This is a genomic window from Shewanella amazonensis SB2B (assembly GCF_000015245.1).
GTDB lineage: Bacteria > Pseudomonadota > Gammaproteobacteria > Enterobacterales > Shewanellaceae > Shewanella > Shewanella amazonensis.
Genome location: NC_008700.1, coordinates 387410 through 404889, shown reverse-complemented (window position 1 = coordinate 404889; position 17480 = coordinate 387410). Strand labels below are relative to the sequence as shown.

Sequence of the window (17480 nt, the reverse complement as noted above, 5' to 3'; positions counted from 1 at the left end):
TTTTTAAATTGAATTCATTGATAAATGGATGAAGCTATAAAAGCACGGCATTAAACGCCGCCAAGCTCACGGGTTTGCTGCATCTGCTGCTTGCAATAGGCGACCTTGTCGGCGCGCCAGGTCAGGTTCATGACGTGGACCAGCGCCTGAGCCGAGGCCTCAACTACATCGGTGGCCAATCCCACGCCGTGGAAGTTACGGTCATCGTAGCGGGCAGTAATGTCTACCTGACCCAGGGCATTTTGCCCCTCGCCTTTGGCACCAAGCTTGTAGCTGCTGATATTAATGGTGCGATGGGTTGCGCGGGCGATGGCGTTATAGGCGGCATCGACCGGACCATTACCGGTAGCGGCCTCGGTGATGACCTCGTCCCCGACGCGCATGCGCACAGTAGCGGTAGCCTTGCCTTCGGTAGAGTCTGACTGCACTACCAATTGCTCCATCACATAATGATCGTCATCCTCGGCCTGCGCCTCCATAAAGGCCAACGCTTCCAGATCGTAGTCGAATACCTGGCCCTTTTTGTCGGCCAACTTCAGGAAGGCGGCGTACAGGGTATCCATATCGTAATCACCGGCGCCGTAACCCATTTCTTCCATGCGGTGTTTAATCACGTGACGACCGGAACGCGAGGTCATATTCAGGTTGTTACGGTTCAGACCAATACTCTCTGGCGTCATGATTTCATAGGTGTTTTGCGCCTTTAACATGCCGTCCTGGTGAATACCTGATGAGTGGGTAAAGGCATTGGAGCCGACAATCGCCTTGTTGGGCTGAATGGGCATGTTGCACAGCTGGCTGACCAGTGATGAGGTGCGATGAATTTCACGGGCATTGATATTGGTATACAGACCCAGCATGTCTTTGCGGGTGGCCAAGATCATAGCGATTTCTTCCAACGAGCAGTTACCGGCGCGCTCGCCGATACCGTTCACGGTACATTCAATCTGGCGAGCACCGGCCTGCACTGCGGCGATAGAGTTGGCGACCGACAGCCCCAGGTCGTCGTGGCAGTGCACTGAGATCACCGCCTGATCGATATTGGGCACACGATTGAACAGGGTCTGGATGATGCCGCCAAATTCGCTGGGTACTGTATAGCCAACGGTGTCAGGAATATTGATGGTGCGGGCACCGGCACTAATGGCCGCTTCGACCATGCGGCACAGGTTATCAATTGGCGTGCGGCCCGCATCTTCACAGGAGAATTCCACGTCATCGGTAAAGCGGCGGGCGTATTTCACCGCACCAACGGCCATGTCCAGCACTTGATCAAATGAGCGCTTGAGCTTGCTCTCTACGTGGATATTGGAGGTGGAAATAAAGGTGTGAATTCGGAACTGCTCAGCCACAGACAATGCCTGGGCGGCAGCGTCTATGTCTTTTTCCAGCGCCCGCGACAAAGCACACACTCGACTGTTTTTAATATGGCGGGCAATGGTTTGCACTGATTCAAAATCACCGGGAGAGGATACGGGAAAGCCCACTTCCATCACATCCACGCCCAAACGTTCAAGGGCCAGAGCCACCTGCAATTTTTCTTTTACCGAAAGACTCGCAGCCAGCGCCTGCTCACCGTCTCTCAGGGTAGTATCAAAAATGATGACTCTGTCTGACATTCCCATTCTCCATGGAACCGATTCGGTTCTCGTTGTACAACTCATGTGTTTGAAAACAAAAAACCCCGCGTGGTTGGCGCGGGGTTTTGTGAAGGCTTTGCTTGGCTAGCGAGCGTGCGACACTAATTCCTCCGCGCAGGGATTGCGAGAGTAAGGAGAAGGAGGTTGATTAGTGAAACAATTCTATTCATAAAAATAAGATATTTATGCTGAGCAAAAACCAAGCGAGTGCCTAATATGTAACTTGCCCACTTAACAGTGTCAACCCCCAAATTTTTCATCATCCGTCAATTCAGTCCGGCTTACTTTCGGTTTTATAGGCTTTTTGACCTCAGCTGTGTCTAAAAAATTATCCACAACATCATAGATGTAGGATATAACAGTCAATACCTGCCGTAGGCGGGTCTCGTCAGCTTTATGCAAACATGACAGCGAAATTGCTATACTGTCGGCCCTATAAAAGTCGCTGGCTATTGGAGAACTATGGGATTTCATCACCGGATTTGCGGCCTGCTGCTGTGGCTTTTGCCACTGCTCGTGCTCGCCCGGGAGCCAATGGATGAAATCAGTACACTGGTCTTTCAGTATCCGGCGGAAGCCAAGTCTCAAATTGCTCTTCTGGAAGATGAATTCAGACATTCCCCAACGACGGACCTAAACAACCTGCGACTCAAGCTGCTTAAGTGTGAACTGCTGCTGGAGCAAGGAGATAACGAGGCCGCCATCAATCTGGCCCAAATGGGCGAGGCTACCGCCAAGCGGCTTGGCGTTGAATATGCCAGACCTTATTTTATTGCTTGTCTGGCCAATGCTTATAGCCGTTACAACAACGTGCAGGTAGCACTGCCACAATTGGACACGGCCGTCACCCTTGCCAAGCGCTACCAACAACCCCAAGCATTGATACTGGCGCTGAGGTTAAGGGGACAGCTGGATACGGAAGCAGAGAACTACACCTCCGCAATTGAAGACCTGCGCGTAGCACTGGACGCTTATGAAGGCATACAAAACCAGCAACAAAACTGGATATGGCCACCAAAAGCGCTGACGTACGGTGCCATGGGGCAACTGATGTATGCCACAGGCGACCTGACTCAGGCCCGCCATTACAACAACCTCGGGCTGGAGCACTTAGACAGTAAAGGTAAAGTTCGCCTGGAATTGCTGCTAAACGCTGCCGAGATTGCCATCGCCTCGGACAAGGACGGGGATAGTGCAGATTACCTGGCCCAGGCAAGAAAATTACTGCCAGAACTGAGCACTCCACTGGAGCTGGCGCTCGGCTACAGTCGCATAGCGTCCATCGAACTGACTCGAGGTCGTCCCGACATAGCTGAAGACCTGCTTAATATCGCGTTAAATACCTTTATTCAGCAACAAAATCAGCTATATGCCATGAGGGTTCAAGGGTTGCTCGCGCAGGTGGAGTTTGCCAAGAATAATCACCCGGCAGCGTTAAAGTTGATGTCTCAGGCTATTGCCACAGCGCAGCAACTGCAGCTTTATTCTGAGCAGGCCAAATACCAGCTGCAACTTGCCAGGTTCCATGAGTCTCAGGGGCAATTCGAAAAGGCATTTCAAACACTCGATAAAAGCCTTCAGGCAACAGTCCAAGCCCACCGCCTCATAAATCAAACCCGCACTCAGCAACTTAATACCCGCCTGGGTCAGCGCAGCCTGAATGCCGACTTCGAACTCAATCCTTTGTCATCATTTCCCGGACAAAGTAATTTAAGCTGGGTTTACAACCTGATGCTGGTGATGATTTCCCTGCTGCTGGCGTTGGTGGTATGGCAAATGACGAGACAGTTCAGCAGCCGTCCTGCAGAGGACAATGTGCCCCAATCCCCTGTTCAATGGCTGGAGCAGGCAATGCTGCACGCCAAACGCGGTGGTCATCCATTGTCGGTTCTGTTATTGGGGGTAAAAAACCTGGACACTCAGGAGATAAAAAACCTGACGGCGGCCCTGAAACTCAGACTCAGGGAAACAGACAGCCTCTACCTGCTCAATGACAATGAGATATTAATCCTCTTGCCCTATACCAGTAATCAGGGTGCCGATTTGGTTGTTCAGCAGCTCAGCCCCGCGCTGGTACCATGGCAAGACAGAAAAATTCTTCTTGGCCAAGCCAGTATGCACCAATTTGATACCTCAGAAACCCTGCTCAAACGTGCCACCACCCGAGGCATGACCCGCAGCACACTGATGACTAATCCCCACTGATGTAAGCGGCTATCTCGTCGAGAAACTCACCACCAAACCGAGCCAGCTTACGTTCACCCACACCGTTAACGGCTAACAGCTCAGCCTCTGATTTGGGCAGCATCCATGCCATTTCAGCGAGTGTGGCATCATTGAACACCAGATAGGGCGGCACATCCTGCTCTTCGGCTATAGTGCGCCTCAAATTTTTGAGCCTGGCAAACAACTTACGATCGTAATTTTGCGGCGTTCGACTCGATGTGCGCTTACGCGGCACATCACTGAGGCTAAGGCGAGGCTCGGCAAGCATCAGCGCCACCTCCCCTTTCAAAACGGGTCTGGCTGCGCTGTTCAGGCGTACCGACGAGCCACGGGTAATATCCTGGCTGGCGAGTCCCAGGTGAATAAGCTGACGGGTGACACTCAGCCAATACTCTGTGCTCTTCTCTTTGCCAATGCCCCATGTTGACAGCTTGTCGTGCCCCCGGTCTACCACGGAAGCGGCTTTGGAACCCCGCAAGACTTCAATGAGATGATTGACCCCAAAACGTTGATTTAGCCTGTAAATACACGAAAGCACCTTTTGTGCATCTTCGGTACCGTTGTAACGTTTGGGTGGGTCGATGCAGATGTCACAGTTGCCGCAGGGTTCGTTTGCCGCTTCACCAAAGTAGTGCAGCAATACCTGACGGCGGCAGGTTTGCGCCTCGGCAAAGGCCGCCATGGAATACAGCTTATGAAACTCCACCTGCTGCTGAGGCCCGGGCTCCTGCTGTTCAATCAGATGCCGCACCCGGCCTATATCGGCGGGGTCAAATAGCAGCAAAGCCTCGGCATCCAGACCATCCCGACCGGCTCTGCCGGTTTCCTGGTAATAGGACTCAATGCTCTTGGGAATATCGTAATGCACCACAAAGCGCACGTTGGACTTGTTAATCCCCATACCAAAGGCGACTGTGGCCACCACCACATCGATTTGATCTTTCAGAAACCTGTCCTGTACGCTCGCCCGTTCATCCTGAGTCATGCCCGCATGATAACCCTCAGCATAGAATCCCTGCTGTCTGAGCCGCTCGGCAACCTCATCCACCCGGCGACGGCTGCTGCAGTACACAATGCCGTTGGCGCCCTTTTGCGACTGGATAAATTGTCGCAATTGGTTGGCTGCATTAAGCTTTTCGGCCACTGTGTAGCGAATATTGGGTCTGTCGAAACTGGCAAGATGCTGAAATGGCTGTATGCCAAGACGTTCGCAGATACTGCTGCGGGTTGCTTCATCTGCAGTGGCAGTAAGTGCCATCACAGGCACATGGGGGAAGCGCTGCTTAAGCTGGCCCAGCGCAGCATATTCGGGCCTGAAATCGTGCCCCCACTCACTGATACAGTGGGCTTCATCCACTGCAAACAGGCTGATATGCAGTTCATCAAGCCGGCTTAAAAAATCCCCCTGCAATAAACGTTCTGGCGACACATACAGCAGCTTAAGTTCACCGAACCTGAGCTGGCGCAGCACCTCTATAGCCTGCTCGCGGGGCTGGGAGGAATTGAGATACGCAGCAGCAACACCGGACTGAATGAGGCTATCGACCTGATCTTTCATCAGGGAAATCAGCGGCGATACCACCAGTGTTACACCGGGTAACACCAATGCGGGCACCTGATAACAAAGGCTCTTGCCGCCGCCGGTGGGCATGATCACCAGGCAATCTTCACCCTGACACACCCGCGTCATCACCTCCCGCTGGCCGGGCCTGAAATCCCGATAACCAAATACCTGTTGCAGGCAATGGCTCAGAGGATCCTGGGTGTGTTCTGATGCTGGTTGTTCCATGAAACTGCCGTAAGATAAACAAGGCGGTCATTCTAACCAAGGGAGCGGCCTGTGTCTTGTCGCAATCGTCCGAACGCTCGGCGGGGAGCCCCCAAATGTCATGCCACGAAAGCTTGCCAAACCGTGGTTAAAGCTTGCCAGACGATACCCTATGGGATTATTTGTATCGCTTGAGACAACAATGCCAGCCACGTACAATTCGCAGCCCGGCAGTTGCCAACCAGCCAGAGAACGCCTGAATGAACACCGACCACGAATACCGCAAGGGCATATTACTCGCCATTGGCGCGTACACCATGTGGGGCTTCGCACCTTTATATTTCAAACTATTGGAGCAAATTTCTGCCACCGACATCCTGCTCCACCGGGTTATCTGGTCGTTTGTGTTTACCGCGTTGCTGATGGTGTTCATCGGCGGCTTTGGCAAGCTGCGCCAACTGCTGAAGGCCCCCAAACAGCTATTGGTGTTGCTGGTTACATCGGTTTTGATTGCCGGTAATTGGCTGCTCTTCATCTGGGCGGTGAATAACGACCATATGTTGGATGCCAGCCTGGGTTATTACATCAATCCACTGCTCAATGTACTGTTAGGGATGGTGTTTCTGGGCGAACGACTCAGACCCTTACAGTGGTTTGCGGTGTTCCTTGCCACCGTTGGCGTGACGGTGCAGGTGATATCTTTCGGTTCCATTCCCGTGGTATCGCTGGCGCTGGCAGGCTCATTTGGCATTTATGGCCTGCTGCGAAAAAAGGTCAAGGTGGATGCCAAAACCGGACTTTTGGTAGAAACCGCCATCTTGATGCCCGTTGCCCTGGGTTATTTGGTGCTGACGCTTGGCAGTGCAGAGCACAGCATGCTGAGCAATGACTGGCAGCTCAATCTGCTACTGGTCGCTGCCGGGATTGTGACCACAGCACCGCTGCTGTGCTTTGCGGGGGCGGCGGTGCGTATTCCTTTATCCATGCTGGGCTTTTTCCAATATATAGGCCCCAGCATTATGTTTATCCTGGCGGTCAGCCTCTATGGCGAGCCTTTTGGCGTGGAAAAGAGCATCACCTTCGGTTTTATCTGGACGGCACTGGCGGTGTTCACACTGGACATGCTCAGGCGTCGGGGTTGAACCAGGCAATCCAAACACCACAGCAGTAACACAAAGAAGCCCGGGATGTGACCCGGGCTTTTTACTCATCTCATCTCTGAGCGGGGGTGGTCTCTTTACACATGAGCGCTTGCTACTGACCCATTATGCCAGCAAGCCCTATCGGCGTGACTTATCAGCGTTCTTGTTCGTTATGCAAAGCGGCCAACAAGGCCTCCCCATCTGGTGTGCTCAGCACCAGGGTATACCCCTCATCCACCGGGATAACCAACAAGGGATCTGTGCCTGTCACCGAGACGAGTGCCTTGGCGTCAGTCCCCTTGAGGCGAAACCAACCGAGATTGTAGCCCGGTGTACCGACCCCGTTTGTTCGAAACCCCAGTTTAGGCGCATCAGCAGCCGATGTGGCCATCACACGAGCTTCACCAAGCTGTAAAGAAGATACAGGAATGATGCGGCTGTAAGCGGGCAAGTCCAGCACCAACTTATCCTGCTCGAGGCGGGCCTCCGGTGATAAAGCCCCAATGAAAATCCACCCCAACAGACCAACCACAGCGAGAATAATGCCAGTGGCAACGGCACTGGCCGTTTTGGTCATGGGTTTACGTCTGGCAAAAAAACCAATCAGTATTACCCCTATCAGCAGGCCTATGGCGCCCCAGAGGGCGCTGCCCGCCAGTGGCGTGAGTATAAAGCTTTGCGTTGTCATCAATCTGCCCCAGCTCTCATCAGTTCACCCAAGGTTGCGCGAAAGACATAATATGTCAAGAGCATTAGACCTCAAATGACAAATTAGCAGCTGCAATAAACAAACAACCAGCCATGTGGCTGGTTGTTTCGGCAGGAAGGATTATTGCAGATCCAATGCGAGAATTTTTGAGCGACGTTGATAGTTGTAAAGCTGCTTTTTCTTGGTCGGTAAGGCCTCTACCTCCACCAACTCAAAGCCGTGCTCCAGGAACCAGTGAATACTGCGGGTGGTAAGCGCAAACAGGCGGGCATAGCCCCTCACCCTTGCCTGGCCTATGATGTTCTTGAGCAGCAAACTCCCCCGGTCGGCATCGCGGTAATCAGGATGCACCACCAGGCAGGCAAACTCACCGGCATTGTCTTCTTCAAAGGGATACAGCGCGGCGCAGCCGATAACCAGACCGTCCCGTTCAATAACCATAAACTGCTCGATTTCCATCTCGAGCTGCTCGCGGGAACGGCGCACCAGAATGCCCTGCTCTTCCATTGGGCGGATCAGGTTAAGAATGCCACCAATATCGGCAATCGATGCGCGGCGCAGACGCTCGGCGCTTTCGGTCACGATTTGTGTACCTATGCCATCACGGGAGAATAGCTCTTGCAGCAAGGCACCATCTTCGAGATAGCTCACCAGATGGCAACGTGGTACCCCATTGCGGCAGGCATCAATGCTCGCCTTCAAAAACGCCAGGGTACCGACGCAGGCCTGACCGCCTTCCTGCATCTTGGCGAAAATCTTCTGGGCATCGTTTGGCATCAGCTCGGCAATCACTTCGCCGTTACGATCCAGAATACCGTTCTGTGAGCTGAACCCTATCATCTTATCGGCTTTGAGCTTCACCGCCACCTGAGTGGCTACTTCCTCGGCCGTCAGGTTAAAACTTTCACCGGTAACCGAGGCAGCAATCGGCCCCATCAGCACAATACCGCGGCTGTCGAGCTGATGCTTAAGCCCATTCACGTCGATACGACGCACCCGGCCAGACAGGCAAAAATCCACCCCATCTTCCACGCCCAGCGGCTGGGCAATCACAAAGTTGCCGCTGACAACGTTCAGCTGCGTGCCCTGCATGGGAGTATTGGACAGACTCATGGAAAGCCGTGCAGTAATGTCGAATTGGAGCGCTCCGGCAACCTGCTTGATCACCTTCAGAGTATCTTCATCGGTGATGCGTACCCCGTTGTGGTAGGCAGGCGCAATGCCATGCAGCTCAAGCGCCGCATCAATCTGCGGCCTGGCACCGTACACCAGCACGATACGGATCCCCAAGCTGTGCAGCAAGGCCACATCGTTGATGATGGCGCGAAATTGGGGTTGTACCATGGCTTCGCCGCCCAGCATGACAACAAATGTCTTGCCGCGGTGAGCATTTACATAGGGGGCGGAATGACGAAAACCGTCAACCAATTCGGTAGTTCGCACGGGCTGTTTTGTCCTCACAGTCTCCGACGCAGCACACACTGCGCCAAGTTGAATTCTTGCGCAATTTTAGTGAATTTAAATTCACATTTAAAGCATTTATTTGTGCCAACTCCATGTTTCATCTCAATGAAACCGTACGGAGCACGCATAACAATGCCAAAGTGTTCACGTAAATGCACATTAGTACATTAAAGCATACAAATCACAGATTCACCTGAAATGCAGGCAATAAAAAACCCCGGTACAGAGACCGGGGTTTTCAGAATCATAACCAAGTAAATTACTTGATTTTGGCTTCTTTGTAGATAACGTGCTGACGGATCACAGGATCAAACTTCTTGATCTCCATCTTTTCTGGCATGTTACGCTTGTTCTTGTCAGTGGTGTAGAAGTGACCAGTTTTAGCGCTTGAAACCAGCTTGATCTTTTCGCGATTGCCTTTAGCTTTAGCCATTTTCTATTACACCTTCTCGCCACGGGCACGAAGTTCAGCAACAACTACTTCGATACCTTTCTTATCGATGATACGCATACCTTTAGTGGAAACACGCAGCTGTACAAAGCGCTTTTCAGTTTCCAACCAGAAACGGTGGTTCTGCAGGTTAGGTAAAAAGCGACGACGGGTCGCGTTCTTTGCGTGCGAACGGTTGTTACCAACCATTGGTCGCTTGCCAGTAACTTGGCATACTCTTGACATGTCAATCTTCTCCAAACAGTTTTTAACGCTCGAGCATTAATGTACCTCGTATGGCCGTCGCCCGAGGCACAAAGAGGGCGCATTTTATACACGAAAGGCCATGGGAGATCAAGTAAAGATCATCCAATCCACCCTCGCTCGGCAAAGGAGACTATCTCCCGGTCCCCTACAACCATGTGATCCAGTAAGGATACATCTATGGTTGCCAAGGCATTTTTCAATCTTTCAGTGATCCGTCTGTCGGCTTGGCTGGGTTCAGCGACCCCAGACGGATGGTTATGGCAGACGATGACCGCTGCCGCCCGCTTTTCCAACACCAGTGACACCAGCTCCCGGGGATATACCGATGCTGCATCTATGGTGCCTCGAAACAATTCGACAAACTGGATGACCCTGTGTTGGCTGTCGAGCAGCAAGACGGCAAATACCTCATAGGCTCTGTCTGCCAACTGAAATCTCAGGTAATCCCGGGTCAAATCCGGACTTGTCAGCACAGCGCCCCGCTGCAAAGATTCACCCGCCAGTCGCCTGGCAAGCTCAGCAGAAGCCTGAAGCTGGGCGTATTTTACCGGACCCAGGCCCTGGAGTCGACACACCTGCTGCTTAGTTGCACTGAATAAAGGCCGTAATCCACCAAATTCACCGATAAGTTCCCTCGCCAGGTCAACCGCATTTTGACCACTAACCCCATTTCGCAGCAGCACTGCCAGTAATTCTGCGTCCGATAAATGAGCCGCGCCCCGCTGCAATAATTTTTCACGTGGCCCCTCTCCCTCAGGCCAGTCCCGAATTGCCATCCCTTGCCTCCCGTGTCCCGTCTTTAGGTACCGCTTGCATGTTAAGATTTTGACTTTGGCCGCTCACTCTTGGGGCGGCGTCTATGGTATGGTTAGCGCCAGTTAATTTTAGTCGGGATCTGCGTGTGAGCCTGAATAATCGAAAAATCCTGCTGGGGATTGGTGGCGGCATTGCTGCCTACAAGAGCGCCGATTTGGTGCGCCGTCTGAAAGAACAAGGGGCCGATGTGCGCGTGGTGATGAGCCAGAGCGCCTGCGAATTTATCACCCCACTGACACTGCAGGCCCTCAGCGGTTATCCGGTCAGCATGGATTTGCTCGACCCCGCTGCCGAAGCCGCCATGGGGCACATTGAATTGGCCCGCTGGGCAGAACTGATTATTCTGGCTCCGGCCACTGCCAATCTGATTGCCCGCATGAGCATAGGGATGGCGGATGAACTTATTACCACCACCTGCCTTGCCACCTCGGCGCCCATCGCCATTTGCCCGGCAATGAATCAGCAGATGTATGCCAACCCTGCAACCCAGGCCAATTTAAGCACACTGCAGCAACGTGGCATGCTGATTTGGGGCCCGGGCAGCGGTAGTCAGGCCTGCGGCGAAGTCGGTGCAGGCCGTATGTTGGAGCCGCTGGAAATCCGCACTCTGGCAGAACAATTTTTTGCTCAAAAGGCTCAGGCAAGCAGCGCGCTGCAGGGCGTCAAACTCATGCTGACCGCTGGCCCCACCCGCGAAGCCATAGATCCTGTGCGTTATATTTCCAACCACAGCTCCGGCAAAATGGGCTTTGCCCTTGCCGAGGCCGCTGTGGCCATGGGCGCAGAAGTGACTCTGGTATCAGGTCCTGTGACCCTGGCCACGCCAAGAGGCGTGAGCCGCATCAATGTGGACTCGGCCGAACAAATGTTGACCGCTGTAATGCAACATATTGACCAGCAAGATATCTTCATTGGCTGTGCTGCCGTGGCTGATTATCGGGTTGCCGATGTCGCTGCCGGTAAAATTAAAAAGAGCAGCGAAACCATGCAGCTTGCGCTGGTGCGCAATCCTGATATCTTAGCCACGGTTGCCGCCCTAGAGGCGCGACCTTTTACGGTGGGATTTGCCGCCGAAACCCACGACGTAGAAACCTACGCCCGAGATAAACTCAAACGCAAAAATCTCGATATGATCGCGGCCAATGATGTGTCTGTGCCGGGTCAGGGGTTTAATTCGGATACCAATGCTCTGCGCGTCTTTTGGCCTCAGGGCAACCAGGATTTGCCGGCAACCGACAAGTTGTCACTGGCATACCAACTGCTTTCGCTGATATCGACAAAAATAACCAAAAAATGAAGACACCGATCGAACTGAAAATTCTCGACTCCCGCATAGGCTCGGAATTCCCACTGCCGGCCTATGCCACGCCTGGCAGTGCCGGCATGGACCTTAGAGCCATGTTGGATACCAACCTGACCATAGCCCCTGGCGAAACCGTGCTCATACCTACCGGCATCGCCGTGCATGTGGCCGACCCCAGCCTGGCAGCCGTGATCCTGCCCCGCTCCGGTATGGGCCATAAACATGGCATAGTACTGGGCAACCTGGTGGGACTGATTGACTCTGACTATCAGGGTCCGCTGATGGTGTCCTGCTGGAACCGCGGCAACGAGCCCTACACCCTGCAAATCGGTGACCGCCTGGCACAACTGGTGTTTGTTCCCGTAGTGCAGGCTGAATTTAAACTGGTGGACGAGTTCGACACCTCAATGCGCGGCGAAGGTGGTTTTGGCCATTCAGGCACCCGCTAACGTTTGCATTTAGTGTGAAGGAATCTCAATGGCCGCCAAAGAAAAAATCAGCCGCCGCGAACATATTCTCCAGTGTCTGGCTCAGATGCTGGAAACCAATCCGGGACAACGTATTACCACCGCGAAACTGGCCGCCGAGGTAGGAGTGTCAGAAGCGGCGCTGTATCGCCACTTCCCCAGCAAGGCGCGGATGTTTGAGGGCTTGATTGAGTTTATCGAAGACTCACTGCTGTCTCGTATCAACCTCATCATGGACGACGAGAAAGACACCATGCGCCGCTGCCAACTGGTATTGCAGCTGCTGCTGTTGTTTGCCGAACGTAATCCGGGCATCTCGCGGGTACTGAATGGCGATGCCCTGCTGGGCGAAAATGAGCGCCTGCGCAGCCGCGTCAGCGCCCTGTTCGGCAAAATCGAAACCCAGCTCAAGCAAATCCTGCGTGAGAAAACCCTGCGGGAAGGCAAGGGATTCGAACTGGATGAGGCCATGCTGGCCAATCTGCTGCTGGCAGTGGCCGAAGGCAGAATAGCCCAGTACATTCGCAGCGAGTTCAAGCAAAAACCCACCGAACACTTCGATGAACAGTGGGGCTTTATTCAGAAACAACTACTACAAAGCTAGTTGATTTTAAGGAGAATTAAGGACGGTAAATCACCGTCCTTTTTTATTGTTTGCGGCATACTTTTGTATTAACCTCCAAGACGGATTTCAATAACAACCCACAACAAGGATGTGACATGAAGCTACACCGTCTTTTTGGTGCGCTGGCCCTGTGTCTTTGTGCCTCTGCCAATGCTGCCACTCCCGAACAGGTGTTTGCCCGCGGCAGCCAGTTCAGTCAGGTAAGACTCTCCCCCGGCGGCGATTACCTTAGTGCCATTACCAAGCACGAGGGCAAAAACAAGCTGCTGATCCTCGACACCGAAACCCTGAAACTCAAACATGCGGTGTTTTTCCCTGCCAATGCCCAGGTCGGCGATTACGACTGGGTCAGCAACGAGCGCATTGTACTGGCCAAGGAATACCTCAAAGGCTGGAGCGACCACCCGCTGTACTACGGTGAACTGTTCGCGGTGAATGCCGATGGTAGCCGCGCAACCTACCTGTTTGGTTATAACGGCGGTGAGCAGCAAACCGGCTCCAACCTGAAAAAGAACACCCCCATCCGCGCCACAGCCTCAGTGCTCGATCCCCTGCCGGATGACGACAAGTACCTGCTGGTCAAAGCCTTGCCCTGGAGTGGGGTCGACTGGCAGGAAGGACTTGCCGATGTGTACAAGGTCGATGTGTACCGCGGTACCCGCAAAAAAGTCACCCGCGCCCCCATCGGCTATGCCAGCTTCCTTACTGACCATGAAGGTGAAGTACGCTTTGCCGCCGGTCGCGACAGCAACAACGACCTCAAGGTGTTCTTTCGCGATGACGGCGACTGGCAGACCAGCGACAAGCTGGATCTGGGGCTGGGCGACTTCATTCCGCTGTCTTTTGTGGGCGACAACAGCAGCATTTACGCTGCCGGTACCGAAAGCGGCCAAACCATGGGTGTCTACCGCATTAATCTCAAAGACGGCAGCAAAACCAGGATTATTCAGGACCCACGGGTAGACCCGGCCAATTACTGGATAAACGGCCAAACCAAGCAGCTGTACGCAGTGGAGTTTGCCGACGGTTACCCAACCTATGCCTTCGTGGATGCCAATGACGAGCGCAGCCAACTGCTGAAAACCCTGCTTGCCTCTCTGCCCGGCCATCAGGTACAGATAGTCAGTGAAGATCGCAAAGGCGAGCTTTTGGTTGTGGCCGCCAGCAACGACAGAAACCCCGGTGACTACTACCTGTACAATCGCAAAACCAACAAGTTGCGTTATCTGGTTTCGGTGAACGATGCTCTGGATCCCGATAAAATGGCCGAGGTAAAGCCCTTCGACTTTACCGCCCGTGACGGCACCAAAGTCCAGGCCTTCCTCACCCTGCCCTTTGGCGTCGATGCCAAAAACCTGCCCTTGGTGGTCAATCCCCACGGCGGCCCCCATGGCCCAAGGGATTACTGGGGGTTTGATCCGCAAAACCAGCTGCTGGCAAGCCAGGGCATAGCGGTGTTGCAGGTTAACTTCCGTGGCAGTGGCGGCTATGGCAACGCCTTCGAAGAGGCTGGCTACGGCAAATGGGGCAGAGAAATCCAGTACGACATCATAGATGCCACCAAAAAGGTGATAGCCGATGGCACAGTGGATAAAGACCGCATCTGTATCGTGGGCGGCAGCTTCGGCGGCTACAGCGCGCTGCAAAGCTCGGCGCTGGCCCCGGATTTGTTCAAGTGCGCTATTGGCTTTGCCGGTGTATACGACCTGGAACTGATGTTCGAAGAAGGTGATGTGCAAAAGCGCGATGCCGGTATGGCTTACCTGAAGCGCGTATTGACTCAGGACAAAGCATTGCTGCAGTCCATGTCGCCCACCCACAACGTGGATAAACTCAAGGCCGCCATCCTGCTGGTACACGGCGGTGAAGATGAGCGCGCGCCTATCGAGCAGTACGAAGCCATGGCCAATGCTTTGAAAAAGCACAACTATCCATTCCAATCGCTGGTCATGGATGATGAAGGCCACGGTTTTTATAACGAGGCTCACCGCGCCAAATACTATGGCGAAATGCTTGGCTTCCTGAAGACCCATCTGAAGTTCTGACATCTGGCGGCAAACGCCGTGGTTATCAGCCGGGCCTGGCCCGGCTTTTTTATGGGCCGACTACAATTTCGGTATGAATTTACGCCAAATAGCGGTATCCTGCGCCACTCGCGCAATACCCAAGTAATTTGCCCTGATATTGCGCAGCGGCCAAGGCGCCGATGATGTGGTTGGAGGTAAAAATGGCACTCAGCGAAGCAGCACAAAAGGTTCAGGCGGCGCTCTTGGAGCGGGGGCTGGAAACTCCCATGGTTCCCTGCGGACTCTCCCGCGAGGAACGCAAAGACAAAATCGAACAGCATATGCGGGCAATTCTTGGCCTGATGTCACTCGATTTGACCGACGACAGCCTTGCCGATACCCCCCGTCGCATCGCCAAAATGTACGTGGATGAAATCTTCTCTGGCCTCGACTACGAGAACTTCCCCAAAATCACTGTCATCGACAACAAGATGGGCGTGGATGAAATGGTACGGGTACAGGATATCAGCCTGACCAGCACCTGCGAACACCATTTGGTGACCATAGACGGCACTGCCACAGTGGCCTATCTGCCGCGTAAAAAAATCATCGGCCTGTCGAAAATCAACCGTATCGTGCGCTTCTTTGCCCAGCGCCCTCAGGTGCAGGAACGCCTGACTCAACAGGTTCTGGTGGCACTGCAGGCACTGCTGGAAACCAAAGATGTGGCGGTGAAAATCGATGCGGTGCACTACTGCGTTAAATCCCGCGGCGTGATGGATGCCACCAGCTCCACCACCACCACGGCACTGGGTGGCATTTTCAAATCCAACCCGGCCACCCGGGCGGAATTTTTACATCAGCCCCGCTGAACTTAAGCGTATTCCCAATAAAAAACGCCGCTGATTGCGGCGTTTTTTATGCTTAAGCCAAGGGCCCAAACTGGCGGGCGCTTACCTTTTATGGCTTGGGCTTAAATGCCGTATTGCTCGCGGTAAGCACGTACCGAGCTCAGCACCTCTTCCATGCCTGGCTTCTCGGCCAGGAAGGCAATCAAATCGGCCAGCTTGATGATAGCCACGATACCGCAGCCAAAGTCACGCTCCACTTCCTGAATGGCAGACAGCTCGCCCTTACCCTTTTCCTGACGGTCCAGCGCAATCAACACCCCGGCCAGCTCGGCACCATTGGCCTGAATAATTTCCATCGATTCACGAATGGCGGTACCGGCGGTGATCACATCATCCACCAACATAACCTTACCCTTGAGCTCGCTGCCCACCAGGTTACCACCTTCACCGTGATCTTTTTTCTCTTTACGGTTAAAGCAGTAAGGCATGTCGATATCATGGTGCTCGGCCAGGGCTACCGCCGTGGTGGTGGCAATGGGAATGCCTTTATAAGCGGGGCCAAACAGCAAATCGTAGTCGATACCCGCATCCACCAGCGCAGCGGCATAGAAGCGGCCGAGACGGGCCAGATCGCGGCCGGTATTAAATAAACCGGCGTTGAAGAAGTAAGGGCTCTTGCGGCCGGATTTGAGTGTAAACTCACCGAATCTCAGTACATTACGCTCGAGAGCAAACTCAATAAACTCGCGCTGATAGGCTTTCACTGTCTTTCCTCTATCATGTGTCTGGCTGCTCAGGCAGCCGATTAAAGCAGGGTGCAGGGTGGTAAAAAGGCCCCTCTCGGAGCCTTTAAAAAAATCAATTCTGTAATCAGTTCAGAGCCGCTTTCTGAGTATCAATGATTTCGCGGATACCGTGTTTGGCCAGCTCCAGCATGGTCAGCAACTCTTCGTGGGTGAAAGGCTCACCCTCGGCCGTACCCTGAACTTCAATGATCTTGCCGGTTTCGGTCATCACCACATTCATATCGGTTTCGGCAGCGCTGTCTTCCACATACTCGAGATCGCAAATGGCTTCGCCGTTGTGGATACCCACGCTCACAGCCGCAATCAAAAACTTCAGTGGGTTGGCTTTCACCAAACCTTTACCGCGGGCCCAGTTCAGCGCATCCACCAGTGCCACACAGGCTCCTGTGATAGCTGCGGTACGGGTGCCACCATCGGCCTGAATAACATCACAGTCCACCACTATGGTGTTTTCGCCCAGTTGCTTTAAATCCACGGCAGCACGCAGGGCGCGGCCAATCAGACGCTGGATTTCCTGGGTACGGCCAGACTGTTTGCCACGGGCGGCTTCGCGGTCCATACGGCTATGGGTAGAACGCGGCAGCATGCCATATTCGGCAGTCAACCAACCCTGCCCACTGCCTTTAAGGAAGCGTGGTACACCCTCGGTGAAACTGGCGGTACACAGCACCTTGGTTTCGCCAAACTCTACCAGCACAGAGCCTTCGGCGTGGGCAGTAAAGTTACGGGTGATGCTGATGGGGCGGGTCTGAGCCGGGGTACGATTACCTGGACGCATGGCGATTCCTGTGACGTATGAATTTCGCAATAATTTGGCTGCCTATTATAGGGCTATGCAGAGCGAGTTGCCACGGTGGATTTTGAATACACTCCGCGCGTTACAAAGGGTCATTAGCAGATTTTGCTCACGTTCAGGGCCATGACGCTGGCCTGGCTTGTGGTTATAATGACGTCCAGACT

At 53.6% G+C, this 17480-nt stretch carries 16 protein-coding genes; 7 read left to right on the top strand and 9 right to left on the bottom strand.

The genetic code is table 11. The features are described 5' to 3' along the window. Positions 1 to 50 precede the first annotated feature (50 nt). Entirely contained in the window at positions 51 to 1619 is a 1569-nt protein-coding gene (leuA, locus tag SAMA_RS01795) for a 2-isopropylmalate synthase (RefSeq protein WP_011758456.1), read from the bottom strand. 483 nt (positions 1620 to 2102) lie between these two features. On the opposite strand from leuA, the gene SAMA_RS01790 reads away from it, so the two are divergent. Next, entirely contained in the window at positions 2103 to 3845 is a 1743-nt protein-coding gene (locus SAMA_RS01790; RefSeq protein WP_011758455.1) for a hypothetical protein, read from the top strand. Here SAMA_RS01790 and recQ read toward each other — a convergent pair. Next, positions 3832 to 5655: a DNA helicase RecQ gene (recQ, locus tag SAMA_RS01785; RefSeq protein WP_011758454.1), complete on the bottom strand. Its 1824-nt coding sequence runs from the start codon at positions 5653 to 5655 to the stop codon at positions 3832 to 3834. The two genes, SAMA_RS01790 and recQ, sit on opposite strands and share 14 nt — an antisense overlap. 239 nt (positions 5656 to 5894) lie before the next feature. Here recQ and rarD point away from each other — a divergent pair, with 239 nt between their 5' ends. Further along, the gene (gene rarD / locus SAMA_RS01780) at positions 5895 to 6776 is read left to right on the top strand and encodes an EamA family transporter RarD (RefSeq protein WP_011758453.1); all 882 of its coding nucleotides are present in this window, start codon (positions 5895 to 5897) and stop codon (positions 6774 to 6776) included. A gap of 154 nt (positions 6777 to 6930) precedes the next feature. On the opposite strand, the gene SAMA_RS19045 is transcribed toward rarD, so the two are convergent. The 5 genes from SAMA_RS19045 to radC form a co-directional block, all read right to left on the bottom strand. Then, positions 6931 to 7464, bottom strand: a complete 534-nt coding sequence (locus tag SAMA_RS19045; protein WP_011758452.1) for a PH domain-containing protein — start codon at positions 7462 to 7464, stop codon at positions 6931 to 6933. Positions 7465 to 7605: 141 nt separating this feature from the next. Further along, positions 7606 to 8928, bottom strand: a complete 1323-nt coding sequence (argA, locus tag SAMA_RS01770) for an amino-acid N-acetyltransferase (RefSeq protein WP_011758451.1) — start codon at positions 8926 to 8928, stop codon at positions 7606 to 7608. A 280-nt stretch (positions 8929 to 9208) separates the two neighbouring features. Beyond that, positions 9209 to 9382 carry a 50S ribosomal protein L33 gene (gene rpmG / locus SAMA_RS01765; protein ID WP_011758450.1) on the bottom strand — a complete coding sequence of 58 codons (174 nt, stop codon included), beginning with the start codon at positions 9380 to 9382 and terminating at the stop codon, positions 9209 to 9211. Between the two features lie 6 nt (positions 9383 to 9388). Beyond that, entirely contained in the window at positions 9389 to 9625 is a 237-nt protein-coding gene (gene rpmB / locus SAMA_RS01760; protein ID WP_011758449.1) for a 50S ribosomal protein L28, read from the bottom strand. Positions 9626 to 9744: 119 nt separating this feature from the next. Beyond that, positions 9745 to 10422 (bottom strand): RadC family protein, encoded by a 678-nt coding sequence (gene radC, locus SAMA_RS01755; RefSeq protein WP_011758448.1) that lies wholly within the window; start codon positions 10420 to 10422, stop codon positions 9745 to 9747. 83 nt (positions 10423 to 10505) lie between these two features. On the opposite strand from radC, the gene coaBC reads away from it, so the two are divergent. From coaBC to folE, 5 genes are all read left to right on the top strand, one after another. Continuing rightward, positions 10506 to 11759 carry a bifunctional phosphopantothenoylcysteine decarboxylase/phosphopantothenate--cysteine ligase CoaBC gene (gene coaBC, locus SAMA_RS01750; protein WP_011758447.1) on the top strand — a complete coding sequence of 418 codons (1254 nt, stop codon included), beginning with the start codon at positions 10506 to 10508 and terminating at the stop codon, positions 11757 to 11759. Then, positions 11756 to 12214: a dUTP diphosphatase gene (gene dut, locus SAMA_RS01745; protein WP_011758446.1), complete on the top strand. Its 459-nt coding sequence runs from the start codon at positions 11756 to 11758 to the stop codon at positions 12212 to 12214. Before coaBC ends, dut begins: the two co-directional genes overlap by 4 nt. A 28-nt stretch (positions 12215 to 12242) precedes the next feature. Further along, positions 12243 to 12836, top strand: coding sequence for a nucleoid occlusion factor SlmA (gene slmA, locus SAMA_RS01740; protein WP_011758445.1), 594 nt, complete (start codon positions 12243 to 12245; stop codon positions 12834 to 12836). A 116-nt stretch (positions 12837 to 12952) separates the two neighbouring features. Further along, positions 12953 to 14902 carry an alpha/beta hydrolase family protein gene (locus SAMA_RS01735; protein WP_011758444.1) on the top strand — a complete coding sequence of 650 codons (1950 nt, stop codon included), beginning with the start codon at positions 12953 to 12955 and terminating at the stop codon, positions 14900 to 14902. A gap of 182 nt (positions 14903 to 15084) precedes the next feature. Further along, positions 15085 to 15735 (top strand): GTP cyclohydrolase I FolE, encoded by a 651-nt coding sequence (folE, locus tag SAMA_RS01730; protein WP_011758443.1) that lies wholly within the window; start codon positions 15085 to 15087, stop codon positions 15733 to 15735. Between the two features lie 101 nt (positions 15736 to 15836). Here folE and pyrE read toward each other — a convergent pair whose 3' ends face one another. Beyond that, positions 15837 to 16478 (bottom strand): orotate phosphoribosyltransferase, encoded by a 642-nt coding sequence (gene pyrE / locus SAMA_RS01725; RefSeq protein ID WP_011758442.1) that lies wholly within the window; start codon positions 16476 to 16478, stop codon positions 15837 to 15839. Positions 16479 to 16584: 106 nt separating this feature from the next. Beyond that, on the bottom strand, positions 16585 to 17298 hold the full coding sequence (rph, locus tag SAMA_RS01720; protein ID WP_011758441.1) for a ribonuclease PH: 714 nt from the start codon (positions 17296 to 17298) through the stop codon (positions 16585 to 16587). Positions 17299 to 17480 lie beyond the last annotated feature (182 nt).